16 protein-coding genes are annotated in these 16,539 nt (G+C 70.0%); 10 read left to right on the forward strand and 6 right to left on the reverse strand.

Features of this window, described 5'->3' with window-relative positions; all coding sequences use genetic code 11:
• Positions 1-88 precede the first annotated feature (88 nt).
• Positions 89-508: a CBS domain-containing protein gene (locus tag CRP45_RS03590; protein ID WP_067778000.1), complete on the forward strand. Its 420-nt coding sequence runs from the start codon at positions 89-91 to the stop codon at positions 506-508.
• 90 nt (positions 509-598) lie between these two features.
• Here the strand turns inward: CRP45_RS03590 and CRP45_RS03595 are convergent, their stop codons facing one another.
• The 3 genes from CRP45_RS03595 to CRP45_RS03605 are packed head-to-tail and all read right to left on the reverse strand — an operon-like array spanning position 599 to position 2,202.
• The gene (locus tag CRP45_RS03595) at positions 599-1,339 is read right to left on the reverse strand and encodes a metallophosphoesterase family protein (protein WP_097243758.1); all 741 of its coding nucleotides are present in this window, start codon (positions 1,337-1,339) and stop codon (positions 599-601) included.
• A 4-nt stretch (positions 1,340-1,343) separates the two neighbouring features.
• A complete protein-coding gene (locus tag CRP45_RS34415) occupies positions 1,344-1,607 on the reverse strand; it encodes a BON domain-containing protein (RefSeq protein ID WP_097243759.1) in 264 nt (87 codons plus the stop codon).
• A 4-nt stretch (positions 1,608-1,611) separates the two neighbouring features.
• Positions 1,612-2,202: a nucleotidyltransferase family protein gene (locus CRP45_RS03605; protein ID WP_067777997.1), complete on the reverse strand. Its 591-nt coding sequence runs from the start codon at positions 2,200-2,202 to the stop codon at positions 1,612-1,614.
• A 171-nt stretch (positions 2,203-2,373) separates the two neighbouring features.
• Between CRP45_RS03605 and CRP45_RS03610 the strand changes: the two genes are divergently transcribed.
• A complete protein-coding gene (locus CRP45_RS03610) occupies positions 2,374-2,886 on the forward strand; it encodes a DUF6328 family protein (protein WP_097243760.1) in 513 nt (170 codons plus the stop codon).
• Here the strand turns inward: CRP45_RS03610 and CRP45_RS03615 are convergent.
• A complete protein-coding gene (locus CRP45_RS03615; RefSeq protein WP_097243761.1) occupies positions 2,840-4,069 on the reverse strand; it encodes a glycosyltransferase in 1,230 nt (409 codons plus the stop codon). The genes CRP45_RS03610 and CRP45_RS03615 overlap by 47 nt on opposite strands.
• A gap of 223 nt (positions 4,070-4,292) precedes the next feature.
• Between CRP45_RS03615 and CRP45_RS03620 the strand changes: the two genes are divergently transcribed.
• The 5 genes from CRP45_RS03620 to CRP45_RS03640 all read left to right on the forward strand — a co-directional run bounded on the left by CRP45_RS03620 (position 4,293) and on the right by CRP45_RS03640 (position 9,307).
• Entirely contained in the window at positions 4,293-6,428 is a 2,136-nt protein-coding gene (locus CRP45_RS03620; RefSeq protein ID WP_097243762.1) for a catalase, read from the forward strand.
• A gap of 434 nt (positions 6,429-6,862) precedes the next feature.
• On the forward strand, positions 6,863-7,195 hold the full coding sequence (locus tag CRP45_RS03625; protein WP_281256175.1) for an STAS domain-containing protein: 333 nt from the start codon (positions 6,863-6,865) through the stop codon (positions 7,193-7,195).
• 65 nt (positions 7,196-7,260) lie between these two features.
• Positions 7,261-7,941, forward strand: a complete 681-nt coding sequence (locus CRP45_RS03630; RefSeq protein WP_372507999.1) for a PAS and ANTAR domain-containing protein — start codon at positions 7,261-7,263, stop codon at positions 7,939-7,941.
• A 159-nt stretch (positions 7,942-8,100) separates the two neighbouring features.
• The gene (locus tag CRP45_RS03635; protein ID WP_067777992.1) at positions 8,101-8,532 is read left to right on the forward strand and encodes an ATP-binding protein; all 432 of its coding nucleotides are present in this window, start codon (positions 8,101-8,103) and stop codon (positions 8,530-8,532) included.
• A complete protein-coding gene (locus tag CRP45_RS03640) occupies positions 8,522-9,307 on the forward strand; it encodes an RNA polymerase sigma factor SigF (protein ID WP_067777991.1) in 786 nt (261 codons plus the stop codon). Before CRP45_RS03635 ends, CRP45_RS03640 begins: the two co-directional genes overlap by 11 nt.
• Positions 9,308-9,407: 100 nt before the next feature.
• Here CRP45_RS03640 and CRP45_RS33110 read toward each other — a convergent pair whose 3' ends face one another.
• Positions 9,408-9,773 carry a hypothetical protein gene (locus tag CRP45_RS33110; protein WP_143861315.1) on the reverse strand — a complete coding sequence of 122 codons (366 nt, stop codon included), beginning with the start codon at positions 9,771-9,773 and terminating at the stop codon, positions 9,408-9,410.
• A 196-nt stretch (positions 9,774-9,969) separates the two neighbouring features.
• On the opposite strand from CRP45_RS33110, the gene CRP45_RS03645 reads away from it, so the two are divergent.
• Positions 9,970-10,368, forward strand: coding sequence for a hypothetical protein (locus CRP45_RS03645; RefSeq protein WP_067777990.1), 399 nt, complete (start codon positions 9,970-9,972; stop codon positions 10,366-10,368).
• A 38-nt stretch (positions 10,369-10,406) separates the two neighbouring features.
• The gene (locus CRP45_RS03650) at positions 10,407-10,679 is read left to right on the forward strand and encodes a hypothetical protein (protein ID WP_218018311.1); all 273 of its coding nucleotides are present in this window, start codon (positions 10,407-10,409) and stop codon (positions 10,677-10,679) included.
• A 61-nt stretch (positions 10,680-10,740) separates the two neighbouring features.
• On the opposite strand, the gene CRP45_RS03655 is transcribed toward CRP45_RS03650, so the two are convergent.
• Positions 10,741-15,438 carry a cation-translocating P-type ATPase gene (locus CRP45_RS03655; protein ID WP_097243764.1) on the reverse strand — a complete coding sequence of 1,566 codons (4,698 nt, stop codon included), beginning with the start codon at positions 15,436-15,438 and terminating at the stop codon, positions 10,741-10,743.
• Between the two features lie 328 nt (positions 15,439-15,766).
• Here CRP45_RS03655 and CRP45_RS03660 point away from each other — a divergent pair, with 328 nt between their 5' ends.
• Positions 15,767-16,477, forward strand: a complete 711-nt coding sequence (locus CRP45_RS03660; protein ID WP_097244548.1) for a response regulator transcription factor — start codon at positions 15,767-15,769, stop codon at positions 16,475-16,477.
• Positions 16,478-16,539: the final 62 nt, after the last annotated feature.

A 16,539-nucleotide genomic window follows, 5' to 3' on the forward strand; every position in this document is an offset into this window, starting at 1 on the left:
AGAACCCGTGTACCCGAGCACGACCCGGGTACACGGTCCCCGAGGCGCCCGCACCGTGGCGCCTCTCACAGGACCAGGGAGGTCGGGGATGACAACGGCGGGCGACATCATGACGGCGGGCGTGCACTGTATTCGCGCGGGCGACACCGTGGCCGAGGCGGCGGATCAGATGGCCGAGCTGGACATCGGCGCCTTGCCGATCTGCGGCGAGGACAACCGGCTGCACGGCATGCTCACCGACCGCGACATCGTGGTGAAAGTCGTTGCGGCGCGCAAGGATCCGCAGCGTGTGTTGGCCGGGGAGCTGGCCGGTGGCGTGCCGTACACGGTGGATGTCACCGATGGCGTGCGCAAGGTGGTGTCGCTGATGGCCCAGCATCAAGTGCGGCGCATTCCGGTGCTCGATCGCGGACGGCTGGTCGGCATCATCGCCCAAGCCGATGTCGCGACCGCCCTGGGCAACGCGCAGGCGGGGAACATGGTGGAAGCGGTGTCGCTGGACTTCTGAGTCGGACGGCCCGCACGGTGCTCTGCACCGATCGTGCGCCGTCCATCGCGGCGCACGATGGTGTCACCGCAACTCAGCCCGTCGGCACGATCACGTGGGCGCGCTGACCACCCGCTGCCTGGCGGGTTCCAGCTCGTAGATCGCGTAGGCCGCCCGAATCACCGGCTCGGCCACATTGCGCACCCGGATGCCGCCCGGCGTCGTTCCGCGCTCGGTTCCCGCGTGCGCGTGCCCGTGCAGCGCCAGATCCGCGCCGAATTCGTCGATCGGCTCGCCGAGCAGATAGGAACCGAGGAACGGGTAGATCTCCCTCGGCTCGCCGTGCAAAGTGTCGCTGACCGGTGAATAGTGCGTGAGCACGACGGTGATGTCGGTGTCCAGCTCGGCCAGCGCGGCGCGCAGCGAGTCGGCCAACATCACGGTGTGGCAGGCGAATTCGCGCATGACCCGCTCGCCGAAGACGCTGGCGCACTTGCCTGCGAACCCGCCACCGAAGCCCTTCGTTCCCGCGACACCGAGCGTCCGCCCGTCGACGGAAACCGTGGTGGAGCTGCCCTCGAGCACGGTGATGCCGTAGTCGGTGAGCAGGGCGGTGATGTCGTCCTGGGCGTCGCTGTGGTGGTCGTGGTTGCCGAGCACGGCGATGACGGGCACGCCGAGATCGGTGAACTCCGTCGCGACCACCCGCGCCTCGTCCAGCGTGCCGTGCCTGGTCAGATCTCCGGCGAGCAGCAGCACGTCGGCGCGCATGGGGAGTTCGCGCAGCACGGGGCGCAGCTGTCCGGAGGACTCGGCTCCCAGATGTACGTCGCCTACCGCGGCGATCCGCATGGCGTCAGCTCCCTTCGTGCGTCGACAGGTGTTCGGTTCCGGTCGGTGCGGTGGGCACCGAGACGCGCACGTCGTTGTGGATGACCACGCCGGGCAGCTGTTCGCGGATCACCGCTTCCATCTGCTGTTTGCGCTGGTCGCTCGTCACTTCACCGTCGAGCACCACCACCTCACCGCGAATGGTGACCTGCACGCCGAGTTCGGCGGTGCGCGGGTCCTCGGCGAGCGCGCGGCGCAGACGGGCCACGAGGTACTGGGGCTTCTCCATCGGCTCAGCCTTCTTCTCGATCTCGAGTGCCCGCCTCGATCCGGCCCGCGTCGGTGATACCGAGGTCGTCGACCAGGCCGAGAAAGGCTCGGGCATAGGGTGATTCCTGCGTCTGGCTGCGCACGACGGCCCAGTCCACCTGCTCGCGCAGATCGCGCGCGATGTGCAGCAGCGGGCTCAGATCCAGTCGGTGCGCGTCGAAGACGAGGAGCTTGTCGATCATCAGGTCGGTCGCGCTGATCACCGGCGCCACCGTCGGCCCGACGCGCATGACCGTGGCACGGTCCAGCAACTCGTCGGTGACGTCACGGCAGTTGGGCCGGTAGATCACGTCGATCAGGGTGTCGCCGTCGTAGACCTTGGACAGCCAGTCCTCGGGCGGCTGGCACACCCGCAGACCCGCCCGCGCGAGCGCCTGGATGGCGCGCGAGGTATCGGCGGGTTTGACGAAGAGATCCACATCGTGATCCGACGCGGGACCGCCGCGGGCGTAGACCGCGCAGCCACCCGCCACCGCGAACCTGATCTCCGCGTCGAGCAACGTGTTCGCGGCCCGGGTCAGCGCGTGCAGCAGTTCGTCCATCGTCGCGACCATGCTGCGGTGGTACCCGGCGGATTCCGGGTTAATCAGGGCCTGAGCGGGTATGCGACGAGGTGCACCCCGGCCGGAAACGACCGTCGCCAACCACTGGGAAGGGGCGCTGGAAGATGACCGAGGACGAGTTCATCTCGGCGCTCGAAAAGGGGAATCGCCGAAAGACCGCAAGTGCACGACGATGAGAACACCTCGGCGCGGCCGCCGAGGCCTGACGAGGGACGGGACGAAACCGAGCTCGAACGACTGGACCGCAACTGGGCCAGCCTGATCCAGGAGCTGCGCGTCGTGCAGACGGGCGTGCAGTTCCTCATCGGCGCGCTGCTGCTCCTACCCTTCCAACCCGAGTTCGCGGTGGTGTCGCAGCAGATGCGCACGCTGTATCTGGTGACCGTCTGCGCGGCGTTCGGTGCCACGGTGTTCCTGGTGGCGCCGGTGTCCTGGCATCGCATCCTGTTTCGCAGGCATCGGCTCGGCAACGTCGTCTCGGCCGCGCATCGGTGCGCGATGGCTGGTGTCGCCCTGCTCGGCATCGCGCTGACGGGCGCGTTGGTGCTGGTGGTCGACGTGGTCGCGGGGGACGTGGCGGGAGTTGTCGCGGGCGTCGCCGCCGCGCTGCTGTTCGCGGCGGCCTGGCTCATCGCGCCGTGGCGATGGCGCGCCCGGAGCCACCCGCATCCGTGACCACCGAGGCACTCGCGGGCGCCGCGCGCCGATACGCCGACAGCGTCGCGGCGGCGATGCGATCCCACGAATAGCGGCTGCTCGCTCGCTGATACCCCGCCGCGCCCCAGGTCTCGCGCAGTGTCGCGTCCTCGAGCAGCGGGCGCACCGCACGCGCGACGACATCCGGCTCGGGTGGTGCGACGAACTTGCCCGTGACTCCGTCGACCACGGTGTCGAGCATGCCGCCGACCGCGGTGGTGACCACCGGCTTGCGGCAGGCCATCGCCTCCAGCGGGACCAAGCCGAACGGCTCGTACCAGGGCGTGCACAGCACCACGTCGGCCGAGCGGTACAGCCGGGGCATCGCGCTGTGCGAGACCCGGCCGAGCAGCCGAACCCGTTCGTGCACACCGTGTTCCACGGCGATGCGACGCAACCGCTTGCCTTCGGCGTCGTCGTCGCCGACCGCACCGCCCGCGATGACCAGTTCGGTGTCGGGCAGGTCAGGAAGGGCGCGCACCGCGAGGTCGAATCCCTTCCTGCGCACCAGCCGCCCCGCCGCGAAGATCCGGTGCCGCGCCTTGCGGTCGGCGACGCCGCCCTCGGGACGGAAGGCCGTGAGGTCGACTCCGCAGGGCGCCACCGAGATACGGAAGCGCGGCACGCCCATCCTGACCACTTCGACGGCCTCGTCGGCGCTGGTCGCCAGAACGTGCGCGGCCCTGGTCGCGATGAGGCGCTCGAATCGAATCCGGGAGCGCGGGCTGGTGTCGGCAAGTCCTTGGTGGCGGCGTTTGACGGTGCCGAGCGCGTGGAAGGTCACCACCACCGGAATGTCGTGCGCCCTTGCCGCCAGCTCGGCGGCGAGCGCGGATATCCAGAAGTGCGCGTGCACCACATCGGGGGTGTCGATGGCCCAGTGTTTACGCAGGAAAGTGCCGAACTCGCCGAGGTGGGGAAGTGTCCGGTCGCGGTCGAGCGGCCGCGGCGGCCCGGCGGGAACGTGCACGACGCGGTAGCCGTCGCGGGTCGCCACCTCGGTCCGGATGTGCGGGTCGTCGCGCCGGGTGTAGACCGTGACCCGATGGCCGCGGCGGGCCAGCGCCGCCGAGAGCGCCGAGACGTGCACCTGTTGACCGCCCGCGCCGCCGCCTGGATCCGCGAGAGGACTGACGTGTTCGGAAACCATGGCGATCTTCACGGCTACTCCGTTCCGGCGAGAAGGCGGGCGCATGCCGATGCTCGGCGCGGCCATGGCCGGACGTGCCGTCGGCGATATGTGCGGGATATGCCCGCCACCGTGGCGCGCAAACGGCGCTGCACGGGGTTTCCGGCCGGAAACGTCCGGATGAGCTCGGTTTACCTGCACCGAATGCGGGCAGTCGGCCGGACGAGAGCGATTGACGGCAGGCAGGAGGAAGCCAGTGAACGAGCGATCGGACAACGGCGTCGGCGGATCCGGTGCCGATCCCAAACAGCGACAGCTGGACGCGCACCGTGTCGATCGAGAGCGCGGCTACCTGACGACCCAGCAAGGCGTGCGCGTCGAGAGCACCGACGACGCGCTGGCCGCGGGGGAGCGCGGCCCCACCCTGATGGACGACTTCCACGCGCGGGAGAAGATCACCCATTTCGATCACGAGCGCATCCCCGAACGCGTGGTGCACGCCCGCGGCGCGGGCGCCTACGGCTACTTCCAGCCCTACGACAACGCGCTGGCCGACGTCACGGCGGCGCCTTTCCTCACCGATCCGGGCGTGCGCACCCCGGTCTTCGTGCGGTTCTCCACCGTCGCCGGGTCCCGCGGCTCCGCGGACACGGTCCGCGACGTGCGCGGATTCGCGACGAAGTTCTATACGGCCCAGGGCAATTTCGACCTGGTCGGCAACAACTTCCCGGTGTTCTTCATCCAGGACGGCATCAAGTTCCCCGACTTCGTGCACGCGGTGAAACCCGAGCCGCACAACGAGATTCCGCAGGCCGCCTCGGCGCACGACACCCTGTGGGACTTCGTGTCGCTGCAACCGGAGACCCTGCACGCCATCATGTGGCTGATGTCGGACCGGGCACTGCCGCGCAGCTACCGGATGATGCAGGGCTTCGGCGTGCACACCTTCCGGCTGGTGAACGCGCAGGGCAAAGGCACCTTCGTCAAATTCCACTGGAAGCCGAAGCTCGGCGTGCACTCGCTGGTGTGGGACGAGTGCCAGCAGATCGCCGGGCGCGATCCCGATTTCAATCGCCGCGATCTCTGGGACTGCATCGAAGCGGGCCAGTATCCCGAGTGGGAGCTCGGTGTGCAGCTGGTGCCCGAGGAGCGCGAGTTCGACTTCGATTTCGACCTGCTCGACGCGACCAAGATCATTCCCGAGGAGCAGGTCCCGGTCCGGCCGGTGGGGCGCATGGTGCTCGATCGCAACCCGAACAACTTCTTCGCCGAGACCGAACAGGTCGCCTTCCATACCGCGAACCTGGTACCCGGCATCGACTTCACCAACGATCCGCTGCTGCAACTGCGCAACTTCTCCTACCTGGACACCCAGTTGATCCGGCTCGGCGGCCCCAATTTCGCCCAGCTGCCGATCAACCGGCCGGTGGCCGAGGTCCGCAATCACCAGCAGGACGGCTACGGCCAGCACGCCATCCCGGTCGGACCCGCCTCGTACACCAAGAACAGCATCGGCGGCGGATGCCCGTTCCTGGCCGATTCCGGTGCCTACCAACACTATTCGCAACGGATCGACGGCGAAGCGCAGCGCAAGCGCGCGGAGAGCTTCAAGGAGTACTACCGGCAGCCGAGGATGTTCTGGCGCAGTATGTCCCCGCCCGAGGCCGAGCACATCGTCGACGCGTTCGCCTTCGAGCTGGGCAAGGTGGACCGGCCGGAGATCCGCGAGCGGGTCGTAGAGCACCTGGTCCGCATCGAGACCGATTTGGCGGTGCGAGTGGCGGGGAAGCTCGGCATTTCCGCTCCCGAGTCCGACACCGACACCTCCGACGCCTTCGTCTCGCCGGCGCTGTCCCAGGCCAACACCGCGATGGACACGATCCAGACCCGCAAGATCGCGGTGCTGGCCGCCGACGGCGTCGACGCGGCCGGGGTGCGCGCGCTGCGCACGGCGCTGACCGAACGCGGCGCGATCGTCGAGGTGCTCGGCCTGCACGGCGGACGGGTCAGGGGCGACGGGTCCGACGGAGACCAGCTCGACGTCGACCGATCGCTGGCCACCGCCGCCTCGGTGCTCTACGACGGCGTCGTCGTCCCCGGCGGTCCCGGCGCGGCGGAGACGTTGGCGCGCAACGGTTCCGCGGTGCATTTCGTGCTGGAGGCGTTCAAGCACGCGAAGGCCGTCGCTGCCTTCGGCGCCGGCGTCTCGGTGCTGCGCATCTCCGGGATCGTCCCCGAGACGCCACCGGACGGCGGGCTCGGCATCGAACAGGGCGTGGTCACCACCGAGTCGAACGGCGGCTCGCTACCTGGGGATTTCGTGGACGCCTTCGCCGACGCGCTGGCCAGGCACCGCACCTGGCGTCGGGCGACCGCCGCGGTGCCTGCCTGAGACAAGTCCCTGACACCGCAGGGCGGACGTGCCAGACTGTAGGGAGGTTGAGACTACAGCCGAACCCGGTTCGACGCGGTCGGCCCAGAAGACGGGCCACCGCGATCATTCGGACGGGAGCGTGACGGCAACGGCCGATCGATGCCGATCGGCGGGCGCGCTGGGACGAACTCCGGGCGCGCCCCCAGGTGGCTGACAGACCCGGCACGCGGCGGCTGAGCGCACCGCGTACCCCCGACAACGGGCGATCATTCCACCGTGCCCCTCCCATCGACGGCGCACGTCCGTCGACCGAGCCGATCGCACCGAGCCGGACATCCCTTTGCCAAGGGAGGAATGCCATGCCAGTTGATGCCGCTCTGCCAAGGCACCGCATCGATGGAGTCGATCCGAGTGCCGGTCCAAGTGGCGCGCACTCGCAGCACGAGGGCCGCATGTGGTCGCAGCGGGTCGACCGGCGCCGACGGTGCGTCGTGGTCCGTGTCGAGGGCGAAATCGACGCGCTCGTACACGACCGATTCCAGGAGACGGTCGAACGCGCGACACAGGCGCGTTGCCAGACCGTGGTCGTCGATCTCCGCGCCGCCAGGTTCCTCAGCATCCGGACCGCGAGCACGTTGGGCGCGCTCCGGCAACGAGCCGCGTGCGCGGGCGTCGACCTGCGTGTCGTGGCCGGTCGGGCCGAGATCGAACGGGCGCTCGAGGTCGCGGGCGTTCGCTCGTTGTTCTTCCGATACCCCTCCATGCGAGCCGCTTTGGACGCGTGAGGCCGATAGTCCTCGACCACATCGATCTGCTCGCCGCTCACCCGGCGAGGACGGATACTTGCCGTGTGACGGAGAGTGGGTCGGTTCCGCCCGAGGACGCGTTCGTGCTGAACCGGGTGATCGGTATGGGAACGCCGCAGAATGTCGGCAGTTTCCGTTTCTGGTTCGCGGACCAGCGGTGGGAGTGGTCGGACGAGGTGGCGTTGATGCACGGGTACTCGCCGGGGACGGTGCGGCCCACGACGAAACTGTTGCTCTCGCACAAGCATCCCGACGACCGTGAGCAGGTCGCCACGGCATTGGCCAACTCCATCGAGACCGGGGAGCCGTTCTCCAGCAGGCACCGGATCATCGACACCAGGGGCACCGTGCACCACATGATCGTGGTGGCCGACCGGATGACCGACGAGGCGGACGAGGTCGTCGGCACCGCTGGCTACTACATCGACGTCACCGAGACGCTCGAGGAGCACCGCCAGGAGACGCTGGACGACACGCTGCCAGAGTTGTACGAGGCGCGCGCGATCATCGAACAGGCCAAGGGTGCGCTGATGCTGGTGTACGGCATCAGCGCGGAACAGGCTTTCCGCGTGCTGAGCTGGCGTTCCCAGGAAACCAACGTGAAATTGCGCGCGCTCGCCGCCCAGCTGGTCGCCGACATGCGCGCCACGACGCGGGTCGCCGTCGGGCTGCGCACGGAATTCGATCACCTGTTGCTGACCGCCCACGAAAGGGTGCGGCGGTAGGGTGGGTACCCGCGTCGGCTGATTGCCGACGTTTCAGTTCGTGTCCGACGGGTAAGCGCAACGATGAGGGACGCCGCGGTCGCCTGACCTCGAGGTGCTTGGTGATTGTTGCGCGGTAGCCTGACGGATCGGCCGCGCGAAACAAGGTGGTGATGGGTTATGGGGGAGTGGACCTCTCAGTCCTCTACGGAAACGACGACCATCGGGGTGCGCGTGCCCGCGCGCCTCGAGCAGCTGACGATGCTCCGCGCGCTCGCCGAAACCGTGGCCCTCATCGCGGATTTCGCCATCGATGAAGTGACCGACATCCGCCTCGCGCTGGACGAGGTCGCCACCGCGCTGATCCTGGACGCGGTGCCTGGCTCGAACATCGACTGCGCTTTCACCTACGACGAGAACCGCATGTTCGTGCATGTCTCCTCGGTGGCCACGACCGAATCGGTAGTGGAACAGGCCGGTTTCGGATGGCACATCGTGCGCACCCTCACCGAATCGATCGCGGCGCAGCAGGAGCCCTACGACGGAGCGCTGTCGGGTTATCCGACGGTTGTCGACTTCACCTGGGTGCGAGGGGGCGCCGATGGCGGGTGAATCGAAATCGGCGGGCGACAGCTACGACAACATCGAGCCGCTCTTCGAGAAGATCGCCGCCCTCGGCCCCGACGACCCGCGCCGCGCAGCGCTCCGCGAAGAGCTGATCGGGCGGTGCCTGCCGCTGGCCGAGCACATCGCGCGCAAGTTCTCCGGGCGCGGTGAGATCTTCGACGACCTGCTGCAGGTCGCGCGCCTCGGCTTGGTGCAGGCCGCCGACCGGTTCGACGTCAGCCGCGGCTCGTCGTTCCTGGCGTTCGCGGTGCCGACCATCATGGGCGAGGTCCGCAGGCACTTCCGGGACAACACCTGGGCCGTGCGGGTGCCGCGGCGCACCAAGGAGATTCAGCTCAGCATCGGCGCGACGGTCGAGGCGCTCTCGCAACGGCTCGGCAGGATGCCGCGCGCCAGGGAGATCGCCGACGAACTCGACGTCGATCTGGTCGAGGTCACCCAGGCCCTGATCGCGGGCAACGCCTATCAATCGTCGTCCATCGACGCCGTCGCAGGCGACGACATCGACAGCGCGCCGCTTCCCCTGTTGGAAAGCCTCGGCGCCGACGAACCGTCCTACCACCTGGTGGAGGACTTCATGGCGGTCAAACCGCTCATCTCCGACCTGCCCGATCGCGAGCGGCAGGTGCTCGTCATGCGCTTCTTCGAGGGCAAGACCCAGACGCAGATCGCCGATGTCCTCGGCGTCTCCCAGATGCACGTGTCCCGGATCCTGGCCAAGACGCTGCGCTGGTTGCGCGAGGAAGCGCTGCGCGACTGAGTCGCGCGGCGCCCGCCGGACCGAGCGATTGGCAAGGCGCTCCCGGGACGCACTCACGAAGCGCCCCCACGACTGGCTGCTGACGCAGCGCCCGCGGGGCTCACACCGGATTCGGCGGTGGAGGCGCGGGATCCGGCCCCGGTGTCGGACGACCGGGCGTTGGTTCGGGTCCTGGCGTCGGACGACCTGGGCCAGGCAACGGCGGAGTACCGGGTTCGCGCGGGTCCGGGCCTGGCACCGGCGGCGTCGGCCGCTCCGGTTCGGGCGGGAACGGGTGCGACGGGCTCGGATCGGGTTCCGGCGGCAGCGGCGAGGGTCCCGGATCGGGCGGGAACGGCGGCGGGAACGGATGCGGCGCGGGATCCGGATTCGGTATCGGTTCCGGCTCGGGTGGCGTCGGCACCGGGTCGGGCTGCGGGTTCGGCGGGATGGGATCGGGTATCGGCTGTGGCGTGTGGTCGTCCATGCGACATCTCCTCGGTGGTGACCCGCGGCGCCGAGGCATCGCGCGGCGGAGGCGGGCCGGTCACCGAGCCGGATACCCACCCAGCACGGGACGAATCGGATGCGGCGTACGCCTCACTCTCGTTTGCCGACGACCCGGTTCGGGTATGTGGTGGAGCAACCGGACAAAGAGATACGAGGGCGCAGAGGGAGTCGTCATGGACGATCAACGACGACCCGCCACCCGGACTCCGTACACCGGACCGGGGCATTCGAGGTCGCTGCAGCAGGCACAGGAGATCACGTCGCCGACGCAGCGGCCGGACCGAGCGGGCCGCACCCTGATCACGCGCAACCACGAGGTGATCAGGCGGTGGGCCGAGGAGCGCGGTGCTCGGCCCGCCACCATGCCGGGCAGCGAGTACAACGGCCGCCTCGGCGTGCTGCGCTTCGACTTCCCCGGCTACGGCGGGGCGGTGCTGCGCCAGGTCGGCTGGGACGAGTGGTTCGAGACCTTCGACGACCGGCGGCTGCGTTTCCTCTACCAGGAGCAACGGGCCGACGGCTCACCGAGCAATTTCAACCGGCTTGAGCGGCCGCGCCGCGAGGACCGCTGAGCCCGTTTCGGCGGCTCGGCAGCGGCAACCCTCCGAGCATGACCGAACCGACAGGCGAGGAGCCGCTGGACGACACGACGTGGACCGATCAGATTCCGTCCACCACCGAACAGCTCGACGAGGACGAACTCGGCGCCGACCCGCTCGAGCAGGCGATGGACCCGCCCGACGCGTGGTCCGGCGCCGAACGCTACGCCCAATCGCCCGCCGAGCAACGCCAAGGCGAGTCGATCGGCGAGCGTCTCGACGCCGAGGAACCGGACGTCGTTCCGGACCAGCCTCCGCTCACCACGGGGCCCGAGGAGTCCTGACCGCACACGACCGAGCGATCGGCGCGGCACAGCTGCCGCGCCGATCTTCTCGCGTCTGGAGTCAGTCCGTCGCCGCCGGTGACGGCAGGAAGCGGGGGAGCACCACCGAGCCCGCGGTGGCCGCGGCGGCGGTCGTCGCCGCGATGGTCCAGCCGAACGGGCCGAGCGGGGTGCAGCCGAAGTAGCCGCAGACTCCCGGCGTCATGACCACGGCGCCGAGCACCACGCCGCTGGCCGCGGTGGTCACCCAGACCATCGGGCTGCGGTGTCCGGAGACCAGCGTCTGCCCGAGCTGGGTGCCGATCAGCGTGACAAGACCGATGGTGGCGGCCCGGCGGTGCGACCCGGTGTAGCGGCCGATGGTCCAGGCGGTCGCCGCGCCCGCCGCGGTGGTGATGCCGCGGACCGCGATGGTGTGCGCCAGCTCCGGCCCGAGTCGCGCGGGCGGGATCTCGGACAATTGCCTGGCGCGCTCTTCGGGATCGGTGGCGTCCTCCTCCGCACGGCCGGGGGAGAGCGCGAGCGCCAGCGCGGGGAACATGTCGGTGAGCATGTTCACCAGCAGGAACTGGCGGGTGCCGAGCGGTGCGTGTCCGCTGACGGCGGTGCCGTACAGCGTGAACGCGACCTCGCCCGCGTTGCCGCCGACCAGCACGCCGACGGCGTCGTTGATCCGCTGCCACATGCCGCGTCCTTCCACGAGCGCGTGCAGCAGCGCGGTCGGGTCGGGTTCGGTGAGCACAAGGTCGGCGGCGTTGCGGGCGGCGGCGGAACCGTGTGCGGCCAAACCGATTCCGACGTCGGCGCTGCGGATCGCCGCCGCGTCGTTGCTGCCGTCGCCGGTCATGCCGACGACATGCCCCGCGCGGCGCAGCGCGGCGACGATGCGCACCTTCTGCTCGGGGGCGACCCTGGCGAATACCGTGGTCTGCTCGATCAGCTTCGTCTGTTCGGTCTCGTCGAGGCGGTCCAGATCGGCGCCGGTGGTCACCGACTCCGCGTCGATGCCGAGCTGGCGCGCGACGGCCGCCGCGGTCACGGGGTGATCGCCGGTGATCATGCGGATGCCGATGCCGTTCTCGCGCAACGCCTTCACGAGCGGAAGCGTCTGCGGGCGTGGCGTGTCGGCCAACCCGAGGAAGCCGAGCAAGGTGAGTTCGCCGACCGCCTCCTCGACGTCCGCCGGCTTCTCGGCCAGGTCGCGGCGGGCCACCACCAGCACCCGCAGGCCCTGTTCGGCCAGATCACGCACCACCGCGTGGGCGCGCTCCCGGTGGTCGTCGGTGAGGGTCTGCTTGTCCTGATCGCCCGTGCGCACCTTCGTGCACCGGGGCAGCACCACCTCGGGGGCGCCCTTGACCACGAGGCGCAGCCTGCGGGTGGTGTGCCCGAGCGCGGCGGCGTAGCCGCGATTGGACTCGAACGGGATCTCCTCGATCGGGTCCCACTGGTCGTCGTCGCCGAGTACGTCGGCGGCATCGAGGACCGCGCGATCGGTGGCGTGCAGCACCGGACCGTCTTCCGGGTCGGGGCAGGCTCGCGCGGCGGCGCGCAGCAGTCGGCGCGCGTTGTAGACCTCGGCGTCGTGCGACCACTGCTGGTCCAGGTCGGCGAGGGTGGTCAGCCGCAATCGGCCTTCGGTGAGCGTCCCGGTCTTGTCGAAGCACAGCGTGTCGACGCGGCCGAGCGCCTCGACGGTGCGGCTGGCTCGCACCAGCACGCCGTACCGGGACAGCCTGCGTGCGGCGGCCAACTGCGCGACGGTGGCGACCAGCGGCAGCCCTTCTGGCACCGCGGCGACGGCCACGCCGACGCCGTCGGCGATCGCGACGCGCAGCGGCTGTCCGCGCAGACCGCCCAGCGCCGTGACCGCGCTGCCGCCCGCCAGGGTCAGTGGCAGCACCCGCTCGGTCAGCCGCCGCAATTGCGCTTGCACACCGCCCTTTTCGGGCGGCACCGCGCCCGCGGTCGCGCGCCCGGCCTGCGTGTCGGCGCCGACCGCGACGACGACGGCGCAGGCCTCGCCGGTCACCACCGTGCTGCCCTCGAACACCATGCACGCCCGGTCACCCAGCTCGGCGCCCGGCGTCGCGGCCAGCTGCTTCTCCACGGTGACCGATTCGCCGGTCAATCCGGATTCGTCCATCTCCAGGTCGTCCACCCAGAGCAGGCGCGCGTCGGCGGGCACCACGTCGCCCGCCCGCAGCGCGACGACATCACCGATCACGAGCCGGTGGGCGGGCACGATCCGCTCGTCGGCGTCGGCGTCCGGCTCGGTGCCGCCCTCGCCGACCACGGCGCGATCCAGCAGCCGGGCGGTCACCTCTTCTTCGGCGATCAGCTGGTGCAGCGCGTTCTCCGCCTTCTGCCGTTGCCGCGCGGAGACCAGCGCGTTCACGGTCAGCACCGAGGAGAGCAGCAAGGCGTCGGAGGGGGAGCCGAGGATGGCGGTGGCGACCGCGCCGACACCGAGGATTGGCGTGAGCGGGTCGGCCAGCTCACGGCGAAGCTGCCCGGCGAACGAGATCACCGACGCGAAGGGCGCGAGCAGCGCGGGCGTGCGCGATGCCTCGCTGACCCGCGCATCCAGCGCCTGCGGTTCCGGTAGCCGGGAGAGCACCTCGTCGGGTTCCAGCGCGTTCCACGGCAGCAGCGGCGCCAGGGTGGTACGCGGCTCGCCGCGCACGGCCTGCCACCCCGCGAGCGCACCGTTGACCAGGCCGACGAAGTGCGCGGTGACCATCGGCGAGCTGCGTCCGCGCCGCGCAGGACCGGTCGCCAGCAGCAGTCCGCCGAGCGCGCACGCCGACAGCGCCAGCGCGCGGCCGCGTTCGCTGGCCTGCCTGGCCGGGACCACCGCGGCAAGCACCCGCTGGGCCTGGCTCAGATCGCGGCACATCAGGTCGGCACTCCACGGCGGCCGCATCGACTCGCAGTCGCCCGCGCAGACACCGATCGCCACGTCGGCCCAGGCCAGCGCCTTGTGCGCGCGCGGACTCAGCACCGCGACGACGTGACCGTCCTGCTGCGCGCCGTTCACCAGCTTGCTCATCGACACCCCCGCGGAGACGAATTCGTCGGCGAGGGAGCGCAATTCCGCGACGTCCTCGCCGCCGACCAGCGTCACCCGCAGGCCCGCGGTGCGCGCGGCGCCGAGCACGGCGTGCGCGCGACGGTCCAGCTCCCGCCCGATCAGGACCCGGCCGACCGGCCGGCCGCCGTCGCGCAGCTCGCGCCAGACCGGGCGCACCGTGACGCCGCGGTCCGGCGCTCCGCTCTTGGGCTGGACCAAGCGCAACCCGTGCACATCACCAGGGCCCGCTTCGTCGTCCGAGCCGTCCACGGACCGCAGCAGGCGCTGTGCGGCACTCCACACGTGGGCCGCGGCCCGCTCCTCGTCGGCCTTCACCTGCTCATCGAGTTCGTCGTGCCTGGGCCTCGACCCGTTCGTCGACACCCGCCCCGCGGTATCGGACGAGCTGTCCGTCCGGTCGGCGCTCTTCCGCCGCCGACGCCTGCGCGGGTCTCGCCAGCGCGGGTCTATGGCCTCGGCCGCGAGCACCAGGCGGCGTGAGGTGAGCAAGGATTCGCCGTCCACCACCACCGCGGTGAGGCGATCCAATCGACGCCACACGACCGGTTCCAGGGTCAGCACGCCAGCGCGCGACAGGGTCGTCGAGACAGCCGCGGCGAAGGCCTCCCGCGTCGCGCGGGCGGCCTTGGGCGCGCCGAGCTCGAGCGCTTCCGTCGCCGCGCCGCCGCGCCGGGACGCGCCGAACGCGGCCGCGCTGAGCAGCGCGCCCGCCGAGGCCTCGTCGGCGACCCGCTCCACCGGTCCGCGCGGCAGATCGACGGGCCTGGAGTGCTCCGGCAAGGGCTCGTCGACGGCCAGCGCCTCGTGGTTGGTGAGTTCGCACTCCCAGTCGCGCCACTGGGCGCGCCGTGCCACGACCTCGGTCAGCACCATGGTCCGCTGCACCGTGTCGACGAAGAGATTCGCCATGCCCGCAGCGGGCGTGTTGCCGACCGCGTTGCCGATCGCCGTCGCGGTGCTGAGCACCAGATCCGTTCTCGGACGGCCCAATCGATCTTCCAGCACGCGCCGCAGCCGCGGCTGGGCGTCGGTGAACGCGGCCACCGAGCGCAGCACGCGCACCGGCGGCTTGACCGGCAGCAGCCAGCTCGTGGTCGCGACGGCCATCGCGAACAGATCGCCGGCGACCTGAATCCCGGCCACCAGCAAGGGTTCTCGATCCGAGGGGAACTCGGCGCGGCGGTTCCACTCCCGGTCGGCGACCGCCGTTTCGCGCTCGGTCCGTTCCACCTCGGCGAGCAGCGCGGGCAGATCCGCCGCGCCGTTGGCCAGCGCCGCGACCACCCGTCCGGTGACCGCGTTGACCTCCCACCAGCGCACCGCGCGCAGCCGGTCGAGTCGCTTGGCGAGTGCCTTGGTGATGTCCGGGTTGTCCGCGTCGGTCAGGCCGCGCACCTCGACGGTCGCGCGGTCCTCGGTCACGGCGATCCGGCGGTGAGTTCGCCCGGTGTGCGGGTCGACCAGGTCGGCCAAGTCGTCACGCAGGTGCCCCGCGGCGTCGGGGAGCATCAACTCCGCGCCAGCGACGGCGGCGCGCACACCGGTCTCGGCGACGCGGATCGGGACTGTCGCGGCTTTCATGCCGGTGTCGAAGGCGAGCCCAGCCCCGGATCGTGCGACGTCCACCGCCGTGCCCGCGACCGAGGAGACCAGGGGGTTGAACACGATTCTGCGCACCGATAAGCCCATACCGGTCAGCTACCCGGCAGTGCACCGGGCAAACAGCTCGGAAGCGGTCCCGACGGCGCTGTTCGGTCGGTTCACGCCGCGGGAACGACGTGGCGAGGATCACTGCCGATTTGCCATCGCCGCGCCCGCGGGTAAGGGTGGGTACTCGAATGGAGCGGCACCCGTCGGGCCACCCGATGTTTACCGAGCGGTCGGTACGGGTATTCGTGTGGTCGGCAAGCTGCTCGAAGCGGACTGTCGCGTCGTCTGGGCATGCGATTTCCGCATCACGCCGCGCTTCCGCCTGTCTGCAAGGGATGAGGTCTTGAGCGCGAACCTGATGATCGTTGACGACGACGACCAGATCCGCGGCGCGCTGCGGATGGCCATGGAGGACGAAGGCTACGACGTCGCCGAGGCGAACGAAGCCGAGGACGCGCTGACGCATCTGCGCAGCAACGGCGCCCCGGACGTGATGATCGTGGAACTGATGCTCGGCGACATGGACGGCTTCGACTGCATCCGGGAGATCCGCCGCGACCACGACGTCCCGATCATCGTGATCAGCTCGCGCGACGACACGCACGACGTGGTCGCCGCGCTCGAGGCGGGCGCCGACGATTTCGTCACCAAGCCCTTCGAAATCAAGGAAATCTCCGCGCGCATGCGCGCACTGCGCCGCAGGGCGCGATTGGCCGCCGAACGCGAAGCGCCACGAGAAATGGTGCTCGACGCGTATCCGGGCGCGCCGCTCGTCCTCGACAAAGACGGCGGCGCGGTACGCCGCGGCGACGAGGAAATTCGTCTGACGATCACCGAATTTCGACTCCTCTGCGAACTCGCCGAATCGCCGGGCCGCGTGCTCAGCCGCGCCCTGCTACTCGAACGTGTTTGGGACGACGGATTTTTCGGCGACGAGCGCATTGTAGACGTCCATATGCGCAGACTGCGAACGAAGATCGAGCGCGATCCCTCGGATCCGTGCGTCGTGGTGACTGTGCGCGGGCTCGGATATCGCCTCGACGTGCAACGTTGATCACATTATGTTTTGCCTCGTGATCTGTTCGTAATACAACCGCAAAGAGATCGACCACTTCA

The organism is Nocardia amikacinitolerans (assembly GCF_900215415.1).
In the GTDB taxonomy this organism is placed as follows: domain Bacteria; phylum Actinomycetota; class Actinomycetes; order Mycobacteriales; family Mycobacteriaceae; genus Nocardia; species Nocardia amikacinitolerans.

Coding starts and splice junctions, on each gene's coding strand:
- CRP45_RS03590 (WP_067778000.1), top strand. CDS start 89: ATGACAACGGCGGGCGACATCATGACGGCGGGCGTGCACTGTATTCGC.
- CRP45_RS03595 (WP_097243758.1), bottom strand. CDS start 1,339: ATGCGGATCGCCGCGGTAGGCGACGTACATCTGGGAGCCGAGTCCTCC.
- CRP45_RS34415 (WP_097243759.1), bottom strand. CDS start 1,607: ATGGAGAAGCCCCAGTACCTCGTGGCCCGTCTGCGCCGCGCGCTCGCC.
- CRP45_RS03605 (WP_067777997.1), bottom strand. CDS start 2,202: ATGGTCGCGACGATGGACGAACTGCTGCACGCGCTGACCCGGGCCGCG.
- CRP45_RS03625 (WP_281256175.1), top strand. CDS start 6,863: ATGTGGTCGCAGCGGGTCGACCGGCGCCGACGGTGCGTCGTGGTCCGT.
- CRP45_RS03635 (WP_067777992.1), top strand. CDS start 8,101: ATGGGGGAGTGGACCTCTCAGTCCTCTACGGAAACGACGACCATCGGG.
- CRP45_RS03640 (WP_067777991.1), top strand. CDS start 8,522: ATGGCGGGTGAATCGAAATCGGCGGGCGACAGCTACGACAACATCGAG.
- CRP45_RS33110 (WP_143861315.1), bottom strand. CDS start 9,773: ATGGACGACCACACGCCACAGCCGATACCCGATCCCATCCCGCCGAAC.
- CRP45_RS03645 (WP_067777990.1), top strand. CDS start 9,970: ATGGACGATCAACGACGACCCGCCACCCGGACTCCGTACACCGGACCG.
- CRP45_RS03650 (WP_218018311.1), top strand. CDS start 10,407: ATGACCGAACCGACAGGCGAGGAGCCGCTGGACGACACGACGTGGACC.